We start from the raw sequence: 13,465 nt of genomic DNA, 5'->3' as shown, positions 1-13,465 counted from the left end.
TCAGCTCCACTTGATGGTCGGCGGCGTCTGGTGAAGATCGGCGTCGCCGAACAAGTTGAACGTTTCCGACCCCGTCACCGGGCCGTCACGGGTCTGAACCGAATAGCCGAAGCTGCCGGAATAAGAGATGCTGGCAGTGAGGTCGTAGTCACTGAACGTGATCTTGGCGCCGTCGGCACTGGGTGCCTGCCACGTCACCGAGCCGTCGACGGCACCGTACTCATAAAGGCTCTGCGGGCATCCGGGCGGTGAAAGCGCGCGGGAACGCGCGCAATCGTCCAGGATGGTCTTGATGGCCGCGACGATGCTCGAGTGAGCGGAATCGCTCAGCTCGAACTTCGGCATCGTGGTGAACGAGCTGGAGTAAGTCGCCATTGCGTCGAGCAACAACGGTTTTCCGTCAACCTTGAGGTTCGAGTTGTTCGAACCCCAGTCCACGAAGCCCGGGAACATGTACACGACCGATGTGCCGACCGGCTTGCCGAACGCCGTGAGCGTTTCCGCGCCCTTGCTGATGGTCGATTGCGTCGTGTAATCGAGGCGCACCGCCGCGGAATCCAACTTCCACTTGCCGTCGTGCTTCTTCAACATCAAGGTGGCGTCCGAGACCTGATCGCCGAAATTGGCGGTCACGTGCACCTGTCCCATGCCGATGGCGTTCTTCGAATCGTCGCCCAGGATGCGAATGTTCGAGATCGGCGCCTTCTCGATCTGCTGCTTGAGGATCTCGTCGGTGAGCAGCTCCTTGGACGCGGGTTGATCGGCACCGTAACTCAGCGCGGCCTCGGCGTCGCCGTTGGCGAGCGCCTCAAGATAGCCCTGCACGGCCGCGCCCGCAGAGTCGCTCGATCCGCCACCGCCACGGCCGATCAACACGAATGCGACCACCACGACGATCACCAGAAGCACGGCTGCGCCGGCAATGAGCGTGACGATGAGTGCCTTGTTGCGCTTTCCGCCCGGCTGCTGGAATCCGGTGAACTGAGAATCGAACTGCGGTGGACCGACCTGCGGCGGTTGGCCCGGTTGCGGCCAACCCTGCTGCCCCGGTGCACTCCAGCCGGGCGGCTGCTGTCCACCCCACTGTTGCTGCGGGGGCGGCGCTTGATAGGCGGGTGTCTGAGGTGACCAACTGCCGGACTGGTCGGCGTTGCCCTGGCCGCCCTGCCCACCGATCGGGCTGGGCCCACCGTAGCCTTCGCCACCGGACCAATTCGTCATCGCAGAACTCCCAACCGCGGTATGCGCCGCACTGGCAAACCCCCACTGTCCAAGACCCGATTCGGCGCACAACAACAGCCCGAAGCAAATAGTCGTTCGAAGGCATTCTAAGCGGGCGCCGACCGTGGCGCTGACACTAATCTGCGGAACCGACGATTGAGCGTCACCGACGCCGGAGAGCCCGCCCCAGCAACATCGCCGCACCCGCAGCGCAACGACAAACAGCGGATCTGATCGTCAGTCCGCGGCCGGTGGCCCCTCGGCGAGCAGTTGCCGGAAACCGTCCTCGTCGAGAATCGGTACGCCCAGTTCCACGGCCTTGTCGTATTTCGATCCGGGGGCGTCGCCCGCCACCACGAACGCCGTCTTCTTGGACACCGAGCTCGCGGCTTTGCCACCCCGGGCGATGATGGCCTCCTTGGCCTCGTCGCGCGAGAATCCGGGCAGCGACCCGGTGACCACGATCGACAGGCCTTCCAGCGTGCGCTCGACGGTCGCGTCGCGTTCGTCGGCCATCCGTACGCCCGCGGCACGCCACTTGTCGACGATCGCGCGGTGCCAGTCGACGGTGAACCACTCCACCACCGCCGCGGCGATGGTCGGCCCGACCCCCTCGACCGCGGCGAGTTGTTCCTCCGACGCCTCGACGATGGCGTCCAGGCTGCCGAACTCGGTGGCCAGGGCCCGCGCCGCGGTAGGCCCGACGTGGCGGATGGACAACGCGACCAGAACCCGCCACAGCGGTTGGGCCTTGGCCTTGCCGAGGTTGGCCAGCAGGCGCTTGCCGTTCGCGGACAACTCGCCGGCCTTGGTAGTGAACAGCTCGGTGCGCAAGAGATCCTCGGCGGTCAGGGTGAACAGATCGCCCTCGTCGGTGATCACCCCGCCGGCCAGCAGCGCCGTCGCGGCCTCGTACCCCAACCCCTCGATGTCGAACGCGCCCCGGCCCGCGACGTGAAACACGCGCTCCCGCAACTGCGCCGGGCAGCTCCTGGTGTTGGGGCAACGGATGTCGGCATCGCCCTCTTTCGCCGGTGCCAGGCGGGTGCCGCATTCGGGACAGTTTGTGGGCATGACGAATTCACGTTCGGTCCCGTCCCTGAGGTCCACGACAGGGCCGAGCACCTCGGGGATGACATCGCCGGCCTTGCGGATCACGACGGTGTCGCCGATGAGCACACCCTTGCGCTTGACCTCGGTGGCGTTGTGCAGGGTCGCGAGGCCGACCGTCGATCCGGCCACCTTGACCGGTTCCATGTAGGCGAACGGCGTGACCCGACCGGTGCGGCCCACACTGACCCTGATGTCGAGCAGCTTGGTGGTGGCCTCCTCGGGCGGATACTTGTAGGCCACCGCCCAGCGCGGGGCACGCGACGTCGAACCCAGCCTGCGTTGTAGGGCCACCTCGTCGACTTTGACCACAAGTCCGTCGATTTCGTGGTCGACGTCGTGACGGTGCTCGCCCCAGTACGCGATCCGCTCGGCGACCGCGGCGACCCCGGACACCCTGGTGGTGTGCGTCGACACCGGCAGCCCCCACTGCCCCAGCGCGCGGTACGCGTCGTGCAGGGTCTTGAAGCTCGATCCGCCGTCGCCTTCCATCCGTCCCAACCCGTGGCAGATCATCCGCAACTTGCGCCGGGCCGTCACCGCCGGGTTCTTCTGCCGCAGCGAGCCCGCCGCACTGTTGCGCGGATTGGCGAAGGGCGGTTTGCCCTCGGCGACCAGTCCGGCGTTGAGCTCCTCGAAGTCGGCGACCCGGAAGAACACCTCACCGCGCACTTCCAGCACGGCGGGTATGGGGAATTCGTCGGAGGGGGTGAGGCGCTCGGGGATGTCGTCGATGGTGCGGGCGTTGAGCGTGACGTCCTCGCCGACGCGCCCGTCGCCGCGGGTCGCGGCGCGCTCCAACCGGCCGTTGCGGTAGACGAGTGCGAGCGCGACGCCGTCGATCTTGAGCTCGCACAGATAGTGCGCGGCGTCGCCCGTCTCACCACTGATCCTGGCCGCCCACGCCGACAACTCGTCGGAGTCGAACACGTTGTCCAGTGACAGCATGCGTTCGAGGTGCTCGGCGGGCGTGAAGTCGGTCGCGAAGCCCGCGCCCCCCACCAGCTGGGTCGGAGAATCCGGCGTCAACAGTTCGGGATGGGCCTCTTCGAGCGCCTGCAGTTGGCGCAGCATCGTGTCGAACTCCGCGTCGGAGATGATCGGCGCGTCCCTCACGTAGTAGCGGAACTGGTGTTCACGCACCTGGTCGGCCAGTTCTTGCCAACGTCGCCGCAGGTCAGCGTCTTCCACGTCGCTCGAGGTCACCCCCGCAGGGTAGCCGAGGGCACCGACAGGCAAACAGCGTTGGCGGTGTCGGCGGAGTTCCGGACGGCTTTGGTTAGGGTTGGCGGCATGCCGCATCCGATCATGTTCCACGACGATGATCAGGGCCTGGCCGAGCTCCGCAGCATCGCACTGGACTTCCCCGAGGCCTTCGAGAAAGTCTCGTGGGGCAGGCCCGTGTTTTGCGCGCCGAAGATGTTCGCGATGTACGGGGGCAACGTCAAGTCCACCGAAGGCATGGTCCCGTATCCGTACTCGCTGCTGGTCAAGGTCGACGACAGTGACCGCCGCGCACTGGAGCAGGACAAGCGGTTCTTCTTCCCGGCCTATATGGGGCCGTTCGGGTGGTTGGGACTGGATTTCACTGCGGCCGAAGTGGATTGGGACGAGGTGACGGAGCTGGTCGACGCCTCGTTCCGGCTCGTGGCGCCCCGCAAGCTCATCAAGCAACTCGACGAACGCCGACTGGAGGAACCATGAGTTTCGCGAGCCCCTTTGCCGATATCCGGATTCCGGCGGTCAGTGTCTACGACTACCTGTTCGCCGACCTCGGCGCCGACGACGCCGATCGGGTGGCACTCGTCGACGCCAAGACGGGCACGGAAACCACTTACGCCGAAATGGTGGGCCGCGTCGATGCGTTCGCCGGTGCGCTGGCCGCGCGCGGCATCGGTGTCGGGGATGTGGTGGCACTGTTCTCGCCGAACAGTTCCGCATTCGCGATCGCGTTCCACGGCATCTTGCGCTCGGGCGCGACGGCCACCACCGTCAATGCCCTGTTCACCGCCAAGGACATCGCCAAGCAGCTGACCGATTCCAAAGCGCGTCTGCTGCTGACGGTGAACGCGCTGCTGCCGCAGGCCCGCGAGGGCGCCGCGGCCGCTGGGCTGACCGAGGAGCAGGTGGTGGTGCTCGACGGCGCCGGTCTGCCCGACGGCCATCCGGCACCCGACGTGAGTTTCGACCCGGCCACGCACCTCGCGGTGCTGCCGTACAGCTCGGGGACGACGGCAAATCCCAAGGGCGTCATGCTCACCCACGGCAACCTGACCGCCAACGTCGCGCAGATCCGGCCGCTGCAGGGCATGCACGCCGACGACCGGCTGCTGGCGGTTCTGCCGTTCTTTCACATCTACGGGATGACGGTGCTGCTCAACGCCGCGCTGCACGCACGCGCGAAGCTCGTCATCATGCCGTCGTTCGACCTGGCCGAGTTCCTGGACAACATCGCGACCCACAGGTGCACGTACGCATACATCGCTCCCCCGGTGGCCGTCGCGCTGGCCAAGCATCCGCTGGTCGATTCCTACGACCTGTCCTCGCTCAAGGGCATCATGTCCGGTGCGGCCTCGCTGGACGCCGAGCTCGGCCATGCGGTGTCCAACCGGTTGGGCTGCAACGTCGTTCAGGGCTACGGAATGAGTGAGCTGAGCCCGGTCAGCCATATCACCCCGACCGACGGCGGCCTGGCCACGATCGGTTCGGTCGCGCCCTTGGACTCGTGCGGCTGGACGGTGCCCAACGCCGAGAGCAAGCTCGTCGACCCCGACACGGGCGCCGAAATCGGCGTTCCCGCAGAAGGTTTGAGTGAGACCGGCGAGCTGTGGTTCAGAGGCCCCAACGTGATGGCCGGTTACCTCAACAACGACGAGGCGACGCGCGAGACCATCGACTCCGACGGTTTCCTGCACACCGGCGATCTCGCGAAGGTGGACGCCACCGGGTGCGTCTACATCGTCGACCGCCTCAAGGAGCTCATCAAGTACAAGGGTTACCAGGTACCGCCCGCCGAGCTGGAGTCGGTGTTGTTGACCCACCCGGGCATAGCCGATGCCGCGGTGATCGGCGTACCCGACAGCGAGACGGGCGAGGAGATCCCGAAGGCGTTCGTGGTCAAGCAATCCGGAGCGGAGCTGACCGGCGACGAGGTCATGGAGTTCGTCGCCGGTCAGGTCGCGCCGTACAAGAAGGTGCGTCAGGTCGAGTTCATCGACGCGGTGCCGAAGTCGGCGGCCGGCAAGATCCTGCGGCGCGAGTTGCGTTCGCGTTCGTAGCGCCCGGTACGCAGTTCCGGCTGTCTACTCCGGTTCCTCCACGAACGCACGCAACCGGTCGATGGCACGGTCCCACCGCCGCGACAGCGCGGTCAGGTAATCGCCGGCCTGCACCAGGGGTTCCGGCTGGATGCGCCAGATGCGTTCGCGGCCTTTGCGGTCACTGGTCACCAAACCCACCGCCTCCAGTAGCAGCAGATGCTTGGTCGCGGCCTGACGCGTCACCGGAATCACTTGCGTCAGTTGCATTGTCGAACAGGGTCCGCCATCGCAGAGCCGCGTGACGATGCGCAACCGGTTGGGGTCGCCGAGCGCGTCGAAGACCGAGGACGGCGTCTCGGTCAAACCGGCGGTGGTCACACCGGCTCGCCGAGCGCGAGGTACTTGCGCACCAGCTCGGTCTGGGCGGCCCAGCCCTCGCTGTTGGCCTCGAACGCCGACACGCGCCGCTCGGCGGGGATCGCATCGAAGCCCGATTCGACGATCCGCAGTAGCACGCCGTCGGGCTTCTCGGTAAGCGTGAACTCGACCAATGTCGTCGGCTCGGCCGAATAGTCGGTGCCGGGGTCGACGGCGTACGGATGCCAGCGGTAGGCCAGCCGGTGCGGCGGCTCCACCGCGACGATGTGCCATTTGTCGGCCTCCCCGGCGTACGGCTGCTGGGCCGCCGCGACCTCCTCGTCGACCTCGGTCGGCGTCATCACACCGTTGACGGATTGCCCTGCGACAAACGGTCCGTCGAAGCGGACGCCGAACCAGCGGCCGAATTCCTCCGAATCGCTGATCGCACGCCAGACCCGCTCGAGCGAGGCACGCAGGAGAACTTCTTTTTCGATCCGATCAGTACTCATATGCAACCTTTCAGTTGCTTCTCAGCGTAGCGGCGTACCGATCGAAGCGCAACCTTTTGGTTGCTCTTTTTTTCAGATGCCTTCGGGGTCGACGGCGAACCCGTCGGCGGCCTTCTGCGCCAGTTCGTACGCTGCCTGTGCCCACGCCCCAGTGGCGCCGGCCAGCCCACACGCCGGCGTGATACCGATCCGCTCGCGCAGCACCGAACGTGCGAAACCGAGGCGATCGGTGATCTGGGCGGCCGCCTTGGCCACCTCTTCCACCGCAGGCCTGCGCTCTGGCGCCGCCGCGGGCACCACACCGAGCAGAACTGTGCGGCCCGATTCGACGAATTCCCCGATGCCGTCCAGATCCGCAGGCGTGAGCGTGCCCGGGTCCACCGAGATGGCCTGAACCGCGCTGCGCAACAGCGCTTTCCACGGCAGGCCCGGCGCGCAGCAGTGCACCGCGAGCTCCGATCCGGCCGCGGCGGCGCACTCGTCGATCAGGCTCATCGCCAACGGCTCGTCGACCGGGTGCACCGGCGTCAGGCTCGTGACCCCGGTCAGGCGGCCCTCGAGGGCAGCCGGCAACGACGGCTCGTCCAGTTGCACGACCACCGTGGTGCCCAGCCGGCGCGCGACCTCGGCCCGGTGCACCGACAGCCCCTCGGCCAGCGACGCGGCCAGGTCGCGCAGCGCACCGCGATCGGTGATGGCCCGGTGGCCGCCGGGGAGCTCGAGTTGGGCGGCCAGCGTGATCGGCCCGGCCGACTGCACCTTGACCGCACGGCCGCTGCCTCGCAACCCGGCCCGCTCCCAAGCCTCTTCGAGCGCGTCGATGTCCTCACCGAGCAGGCTCACGGCCCTGCGCAGTGCAGAGCTGCGCCGACCGGCGGCGATGCGGTATCCACGCGGCACGGTGTCGATGCCGATGTCGACCAGAAGCGCACCCGTCCGGCCGATCATGTCGGCGCCGATCCCGCGAGCGGGCAGTTCCACGAGGTGGCTCAGTCCGTGCAGCTCGCCGACCACGACCTCCGCGGCCTGACGCGCTGTGGTACCCGGCCACGAACCGATACCGGTCGCGGTGGCGAAAACACTCACGCGCGTGCGATGGTCGCGCTGGCGATGACCTCGTCACCGTCCTGATCGGGACGGTAGAGCACCATGGTCTGACCCGGCGCCACGCCGCGCAGCGGCGACCGCAACGACACCGCCAGCCGTCCGTCCCGCAACTCGGCGACCGCGTCGGTGATGCCGCCGTGTGCACGCACCTGAATCTGGCACTCGACAGGACCGCGCAGCGGAACGCCGCTGGTGAAGATCGGTGTCTCGCCGAAGAGCTCGGACACCTCGAGATCCTCGGCCGGGCCGACCCGCACGGTGCCGGTTTCGGCGTCGATCGCGGTCACGTAGCGGGGCCGGCCGTCGGCACCAGGGCCGGCGATGCCCAGCCCCTTGCGCTGGCCGATGGTGAACCCGTGCACACCGTCGTGTTCGGCGAGCACGGTGCCGCTGGCGTCGACGACCGCGCCGGGCCGCACACCGATGCGCGCGCCGAGGAACGCCTTGGTGTCCCCGGACGGGATGAAGCAGATGTCGTGGCTGTCGGGCTTCTGCGCGACCGCGAGGCCGCGCTCGGCGGCCTCGGCCCGGATCTGCGGCTTGGGGGTGTCGCCGATCGGGAACAGCGCGTGCCGAAGCTGTTCTGCGGTAAGCACACCCAGCACGTAGGACTGGTCCTTGTCGGCGTCGACCGCACGTCGCAGCCGGCCATCGGCCAGCCGCGCATAGTGCCCGGTGGCGACCGCGTCGAAACCGAGGGCGAGTGCGCGGGCGGACAGCGCCGAGAACTTGATCCGCTCGTTGCAGCGCACACACGGATTCGGGGTCTCCCCACGCGCATACGACTCGACGAAGTCGTCGATCACGTCGTCGGCGAACCGGTCCGCGAAATCCCATACATAGAACGGGATGTCGAGAATGTCGGCGACCCGGCGGGCATCGCCTGCGTCTTCCTTCGAGCAGCAGCCCCGCGAGCCGGTGCGTAACGTGCCCGGCGCCGTGGACAGGGCCAGGTGGACACCGACGACGTCGTGACCGGCGTCGACCATCCGGGCAGCGGCCACCGACGAATCCACGCCGCCGCTCATCGCAACCAGAACCCTCATGTCCGAGACGTCCCCGAACTCGCGAGAGCGGCCTGCCTGGCCCGCTCGACCGCGGCGGGCAGCACCTGCAGGACGGCGTCGACGTCGGCGTCGGTGCTGGTGTGGCCGAGCGAAAGTCTCAAAGACCCGCGCGCGGTGGCCGGGTCGGCACCCATCGCGATCAACACATGCGACGCCTGGGCCACCCCGGCCGTGCAGGCCGAGCCCGTCGAGCATTCGACGCCCTTGGCGTCGAGCAGCATCAGCAGCGAATCACCTTCACAACCACGGAAAGTGAAGTGGCTGTTGCCGGGCAACCTGCCGTCGCCACGGGCACCGTTGAGCTGCACATCGTCGATCTGGGCCAGCACCCCGTCGATCAGCCGGTCGCGCAGGGCCCGCACACGGGCACTGTGGTCGGCCAGACCGTCGACGGCCACCTGCGCGGCAGCGGCCATCGCGACCGCGCCTGCCACATCTGGCGTCCCGGAACGCACGTCACGTTCCTGACCGCCGCCGTGCAACAGCGGCACACACGCCGTGTCGCGGCGCAGCAGCAGCGCGCCCACACCGGTCGGACCGCCGAACTTGTGGGCCGTGACGCTCATGGCCGCCAGGCCGCTCGCGGCAAAATCGACCGGAACGTTGCCGACTGCCTGGACCGCGTCACTGTGCATCGGGATGCCGAACTCGGCCGCGACGGCCGTCAACTCGGCGATCGGCATGACGGTGCCGACCTCGTTGTTGGCCCACATGACGCTGACCAGCGCGACGTCGTCGGCGCCTGCCTGCAGTGCGGCCCGCAGCGTGTCGGGCGACACCGCGCCGGTGGCGTCCACCGGCAACCAGGTCACCTCGGCGTCCTCGTGCTCGACGAGCCACTGCACGGCGTCGAGCACAGCATGATGCTCGACGCCGGTGGTGATGATCCTGCGCCGCGCAGGCTCGGCGTCGTGACGGGCCCAGTAAATGCCCTTCACGGCGAGGTTGTCGCTCTCGGTGCCGCCCGCGGTGAGGATCACCTCGGACGGTCGGGCGCCGAGCAGGTGGGCCAGCGTCTCGCGGGCCTCCTCCATGCGGCGACGCGCCAGCCGGCCGGAACCGTGCAGTGAGGATGCGTTGCCGACGGTGGCCAGTGCAGCGGTCATCGCCTCGATGGCAGCAGGGTGCATCGGGGTGGTGGCGGCGTGATCGAGATAGACCGGCCCGCCTGAGGATGAGGTCGGGATGGAGGCCATAACCCTCCTAGGATAGCCGCCGTCCGGCCCATCCCCCGACTGGCTGGTCAGGCGGCCAATGCGTGCGCGGGTGCCACCGGCAGCACCTGCTCGCCGCGCACCGCTGCCTCGCAGCGTGCGGCCAGATCGCGCCGGTCCTCGCCGGGCAGCTGAAGCGACCCGACATGGATGTGGCAGACGGTCCGACGTGCGGTGATGACGCGACGCACCGATTCGAGCAGGGTGTCGTCGCCGACGAAGGCCGGAACGGTCGAGGGGCGGCCGTCGCGATGCCGGTAGTTCAGCCGCAGCGGCTGCACGGGGCGCCCGGCATCCACCGCGGCCTGGAACATCGCCGGCCGGAACGGGCCGTATGCCAGCCCGCACCACGTGGTGCCCTCCGGGAACGCCACCACGGTGTGCCCGGCCCTGAGCCGCTCGGCGACCGTGTTCACCACCGCGGGCAGCCGGCGCAGGCTCCCCCGGTCGATCGGGATGACCTTCATGATGCGGGCAAGCCGTCCCAGCGCGGGCCACTCGATGAGATCGGCGCGTGCCACGAAGGATCCCGGCAGCACCGCGCCGATGCTGAAGATGTCGAGCCACGACACGTGCCCGCTGACCACCAGCACGCCGCTCAGGTTGCGGATCGGGCCGCCTGACACGGTGATCCGCACGCCGAGGCATCGCAGCATCAGCCGGCAGTAGACCCGCTGCAGGTGCGAGCGGCCGGGCAGAGGCACGGCCAGCAGCGGCAGTCCGGGGGCCAGGACCATCGCCATCGCGACGCGGACCGTCGTACGCACCCAGACCACGGGACGCCGGCCGGTTTCGGCACCGCCCGCGTGCACGCAGCTCGCGTCGCACGACGCGCGCGGCAACCACGAGTGTTCACAGCTGGGGTTGCTCACGAGCCCATCCCGTCAGCCATGTCGGCCGCGGCCGACACCGAGCGCAGCCGGTTCAGATACCGCACGTCGGCCTGGCGCTTGTCCAGAAGCGCCGGGAAGTCGCCGACGCCGAAGTCGGGATCGTGCGCGGGCTCGCCGCACACCTTGGCCCCGAGCCGCAGGTAACCGCGCATTAGCGGGGGCACCGTGGTCCGCGACGGCGGGTCGATGTCGTCGAGTCCCCTGCCGTCGAGCACCACCGGCCGGTACGGGAAAACCGTGTACTCGCTCGGCGCGGCGTGCCTGCGCCGGACGAAGTCGCGCACGCCACGGATCTGGGTGCCGGGCGGGCCGTCGGCGTTGCCGGCGACCGGCACGGAGACGCAGCCGGACACGTAGTCGTAGCCGCAGCGGTCCAGGTAGGCCAGGATGCCCGCCCACATCAGCAACACCACGCCGCCGTTGCGGTGATCGGCGCGGACCACGGCCCGCCCCATCTCGACCAGGGAGGGCCGCAGCGCGTCCAGACCGCGCACATCGAACTCGGTGGCCGTGTAGAGCCCGCCCGCGGCGATCGCACCGGGCGGCGGCAACATGCGGTAGCACCCCACCAGTTCACCGGTGCCGTCCTCACGGACCAGCAGGTGATCGCAGAACTGATCGAACCGGTCGGCATCCAGGCCGTCCGCAGCCCCGGCAAGCGCGAATCCGGGCTCGGCGGTGAACACCTGATGACGGAGGCGTTGCGCCTCGACGATGTGATCGGAATCGGTGGACAGCAACAGGGTGTAGCGCGGTGTGTCCGCCGACGCGGGGATCGAGCGATCAGCGGCGATGAGTACAGATGAAGTGCTCATAGCCAGCACGGTCGCCCAGTTGGGTCTCCGGACGGCATCGCCCGCGTGACATGTCCGTGAGCGCTAGGTGACGAAATGTGGCCGACCGCCGTCGAACCGTCAATCGTCGAGGAACACGACGTTCTCGCCGACCGGATTGCGCGGTGTGTCCAGGTGATTGGCGGGAAAATCGGGGTCGGGATAGCCGATCGACACCCCGCACAGGACCGTCAGGTCGTCGGGGATGCCGAGGTGTTCACGCAGCACGTCCGGATAGAACGAAATCGACACCTGTACGCAACTGCCGATTCCCCGTTCGTTCAACGCCAGCAACAGGGTCTGCAGGAACATCCCCACTCCCAGCGCATCGACGTTGGTGAAATCGCGATGCATGCACACCACGCCGGCGACCGGGGCGTGAAAGAACTCCCAGTTGCGCAGCTGGGCCGCCCATCGCGCATCGGCGTCGTCGCGCGCGATGCCCATCGCGCCGTACACCAAAGCTCCGCTCTCCCTGCGCAGGTGGGCGAACCGCGGTGGCAGGCCGGCCGAACCTATCGCCGGCGGCGCCGCCTGCACCGCCGCGAGCAGCGCCTCCACCAGCCGGGCACGGCGCTCGCCTGTCGCGAAGAAGACGTGCCACGGCTGAGTGTTGGAGTTCGACGGCGCCCGGATCGCCAACTCGAGCGCCTCGTCGAGCAGTTCTCGCGGAACCGGCTTGTCCGCCAAGAACATCCGCGAAGAGCGACGCGTCCGGACGACGTCTGCGAACTCACCCATCAGGCCACCCGGCGATCCTTACGGGCCTCGAGTTCCTCGTCCTCGACGATCACGAGCATCGGTTCACCTGGCACACAGAGCATGTTTACCAGGAATCGCAACGGGACGTCTTCACGGTTGTTGGCGTCCGAGTAGTGGATGACGTCACCACCGGGCTCCCAGAACGCTTCGCCTGCCTTGATCACGCGAGGCGCTTCGCCTTCCAGCTCGAAGAGCATCTCGCCCTCCAGCACGTAGCCGAACGCGGGCCCGGCCGGATGGCGGTGTGGCGGTGCCCCCGGCGACCCGGCAGGCCACTCGATCACGGTCGTCATCACCTCGGCATTGGGCGGAATGAACGGCGGTGTGACGCTCGCGAGCACAGTCATCGCGTCGTGAAGCGCCTTTTCGCGCTCCGGTGAAACAGGCATTGCTGACTCCTATGGTTCAGGCCGCGGCGCCGCCGCCGTCGGCATGCAGGGTGGAACCGGTGATGAAACTCGACCGGGGCGAGGCGAAAAACAGTACGGCTTCGGCGATCTCGGCCGGGTTGGCCGTCCGGCCCAGCGGTAGTGCGCGACCGAGTTCCTCGTTGGTGTCGCCCCATTCGGCGGCAACGCCTTCCGTCGCGGTCGGGCCCGGAGCGACACTGTTGACCCGTACGCCGCGCGGTCCGAACTCGACGGCCCAGGTACGGGTCATCGACTCCAGGGCCGCCTTGGACGCGCTGTAGGTCGATGCCCCGGGGACACCCTTCGACGCGACCATGGTGGTGACGTTGACGATGCTGCCGCTGCCTCGGCGCAGCATGCCCGGCACCAGGGCAGCGACCAGGAAATACGCACCGCGGACGTTGGTGTCGAACGTGGTCTCGAACGATGCGATGTCCTGGTTCACCGTCAGCGCGCCGGGGAAACTGGCGGCGTTGTTGACGATGATGTCGACATCACCGCATTGCGCGGCAAGGGTTTTCACCGAGTCGATGTCCGCCATGTCGGCGGCGACGAACGTGACAGAGGCACCCAGTTCAGCGGCCGCGGCCCGGCCCCGTTCGCCGTTGCGCCCGGTGATGATCACCTCGGCGCCCTCGCGGGCAAGAAGCCGCGCAACCTCCAGCCCGATGCCTGCGGTGCCGCCGGTGACGACGGCACGCTGACCCTGCAACTCCATC

14 protein-coding genes are annotated in these 13,465 nt (G+C 68.1%); 2 read left to right on the top strand and 12 right to left on the bottom strand.

The window, feature by feature from the left end:
* Complete coding sequence (locus tag G6N67_RS26290; protein ID WP_051578966.1) at positions 1-1,221, bottom strand: Rv0361 family membrane protein; 1,221 nt, start codon at positions 1,219-1,221, stop codon at positions 1-3.
* Positions 1,222-1,458: 237 nt separating this feature from the next.
* Positions 1,459-3,537: an NAD-dependent DNA ligase LigA gene (gene ligA, locus G6N67_RS26285; protein WP_163642301.1), complete on the bottom strand. Its 2,079-nt coding sequence runs from the start codon at positions 3,535-3,537 to the stop codon at positions 1,459-1,461.
* Positions 3,538-3,624: 87 nt separating this feature from the next.
* Between ligA and G6N67_RS26280 the strand changes: the two genes are divergently transcribed.
* Positions 3,625-4,035 carry an MmcQ/YjbR family DNA-binding protein gene (locus G6N67_RS26280; protein ID WP_036436455.1) on the top strand — a complete coding sequence of 137 codons (411 nt, stop codon included), beginning with the start codon at positions 3,625-3,627 and terminating at the stop codon, positions 4,033-4,035.
* Positions 4,032-5,609, top strand: a complete 1,578-nt coding sequence (locus tag G6N67_RS26275) for a 4-coumarate--CoA ligase family protein (protein WP_036436453.1) — start codon at positions 4,032-4,034, stop codon at positions 5,607-5,609. The genes G6N67_RS26280 and G6N67_RS26275 overlap by 4 nt, the downstream gene beginning before the upstream one ends.
* A gap of 24 nt (positions 5,610-5,633) precedes the next feature.
* On the opposite strand, the gene G6N67_RS26270 is transcribed toward G6N67_RS26275, so the two are convergent.
* From G6N67_RS26270 to G6N67_RS26225, 10 genes are all read right to left on the bottom strand, one after another.
* Positions 5,634-5,969, bottom strand: a complete 336-nt coding sequence (locus G6N67_RS26270) for an ArsR/SmtB family transcription factor (protein ID WP_081812676.1) — start codon at positions 5,967-5,969, stop codon at positions 5,634-5,636.
* Entirely contained in the window at positions 5,966-6,460 is a 495-nt protein-coding gene (locus tag G6N67_RS26265; protein ID WP_036436451.1) for an SRPBCC family protein, read from the bottom strand. The genes G6N67_RS26270 and G6N67_RS26265 overlap by 4 nt, the downstream gene beginning before the upstream one ends.
* Positions 6,461-6,532: 72 nt before the next feature.
* Entirely contained in the window at positions 6,533-7,546 is a 1,014-nt protein-coding gene (locus G6N67_RS26260; protein WP_036436450.1) for a methionine synthase, read from the bottom strand.
* A complete protein-coding gene (mnmA, locus tag G6N67_RS26255) occupies positions 7,543-8,613 on the bottom strand; it encodes a tRNA 2-thiouridine(34) synthase MnmA (protein WP_036436448.1) in 1,071 nt (356 codons plus the stop codon). Before mnmA ends, G6N67_RS26260 begins: the two co-directional genes overlap by 4 nt.
* The gene (locus tag G6N67_RS26250; RefSeq protein ID WP_036436446.1) at positions 8,610-9,830 is read right to left on the bottom strand and encodes a cysteine desulfurase family protein; all 1,221 of its coding nucleotides are present in this window, start codon (positions 9,828-9,830) and stop codon (positions 8,610-8,612) included. Before G6N67_RS26250 ends, mnmA begins: the two co-directional genes overlap by 4 nt.
* 47 nt (positions 9,831-9,877) lie before the next feature.
* Positions 9,878-10,720 (bottom strand): lysophospholipid acyltransferase family protein, encoded by an 843-nt coding sequence (locus G6N67_RS26245; protein WP_036436444.1) that lies wholly within the window; start codon positions 10,718-10,720, stop codon positions 9,878-9,880.
* Positions 10,717-11,556 carry a GNAT family N-acetyltransferase gene (locus G6N67_RS26240; RefSeq protein ID WP_036436443.1) on the bottom strand — a complete coding sequence of 280 codons (840 nt, stop codon included), beginning with the start codon at positions 11,554-11,556 and terminating at the stop codon, positions 10,717-10,719. Before G6N67_RS26240 ends, G6N67_RS26245 begins: the two co-directional genes overlap by 4 nt.
* Before the next feature lie 99 nt (positions 11,557-11,655).
* The gene (locus G6N67_RS26235; RefSeq protein WP_036436441.1) at positions 11,656-12,315 is read right to left on the bottom strand and encodes a nitroreductase; all 660 of its coding nucleotides are present in this window, start codon (positions 12,313-12,315) and stop codon (positions 11,656-11,658) included.
* Complete coding sequence (locus G6N67_RS26230; protein ID WP_036436438.1) at positions 12,315-12,725, bottom strand: cupin domain-containing protein; 411 nt, start codon at positions 12,723-12,725, stop codon at positions 12,315-12,317. Before G6N67_RS26230 ends, G6N67_RS26235 begins: the two co-directional genes overlap by 1 nt.
* Positions 12,726-12,741: 16 nt before the next feature.
* A complete protein-coding gene (locus G6N67_RS26225; protein WP_036436437.1) occupies positions 12,742-13,464 on the bottom strand; it encodes an SDR family NAD(P)-dependent oxidoreductase in 723 nt (240 codons plus the stop codon).
* Position 13,465: the final 1 nt, after the last annotated feature.

It is taken from the genome of Mycolicibacterium mageritense (genome assembly GCF_010727475.1).
GTDB classification, from domain to species: domain Bacteria; phylum Actinomycetota; class Actinomycetes; order Mycobacteriales; family Mycobacteriaceae; genus Mycobacterium; species Mycobacterium mageritense.
This window is presented reverse-complemented; position numbering and strand designations above follow the sequence as displayed.

What these genes read in the sequence shown, in the direction of transcription:
- G6N67_RS26235 (WP_036436441.1), bottom strand. Translation starts at nt 12,315, where the DNA reads ATGGGTGAGTTCGCAGACGTCGTCCGGACGCGTCGCTCTTCGCGGATG.
- G6N67_RS26280 (WP_036436455.1), top strand. Translation starts at nt 3,625, where the DNA reads ATGCCGCATCCGATCATGTTCCACGACGATGATCAGGGCCTGGCCGAG.
- G6N67_RS26250 (WP_036436446.1), bottom strand. Translation starts at nt 9,830, where the DNA reads ATGGCCTCCATCCCGACCTCATCCTCAGGCGGGCCGGTCTATCTCGAT.
- G6N67_RS26275 (WP_036436453.1), top strand. Translation starts at nt 4,032, where the DNA reads ATGAGTTTCGCGAGCCCCTTTGCCGATATCCGGATTCCGGCGGTCAGT.
- G6N67_RS26225 (WP_036436437.1), bottom strand. Translation starts at nt 13,464, where the DNA reads ATGGAGTTGCAGGGTCAGCGTGCCGTCGTCACCGGCGGCACCGCAGGC.
- mnmA (WP_036436448.1), bottom strand. Translation starts at nt 8,613, where the DNA reads ATGAGGGTTCTGGTTGCGATGAGCGGCGGCGTGGATTCGTCGGTGGCC.
- G6N67_RS26265 (WP_036436451.1), bottom strand. Translation starts at nt 6,460, where the DNA reads ATGAGTACTGATCGGATCGAAAAAGAAGTTCTCCTGCGTGCCTCGCTC.
- G6N67_RS26230 (WP_036436438.1), bottom strand. Translation starts at nt 12,725, where the DNA reads ATGCCTGTTTCACCGGAGCGCGAAAAGGCGCTTCACGACGCGATGACT.
- G6N67_RS26290 (WP_051578966.1), bottom strand. Translation starts at nt 1,221, where the DNA reads ATGACGAATTGGTCCGGTGGCGAAGGCTACGGTGGGCCCAGCCCGATC.
- G6N67_RS26240 (WP_036436443.1), bottom strand. Translation starts at nt 11,556, where the DNA reads ATGAGCACTTCATCTGTACTCATCGCCGCTGATCGCTCGATCCCCGCG.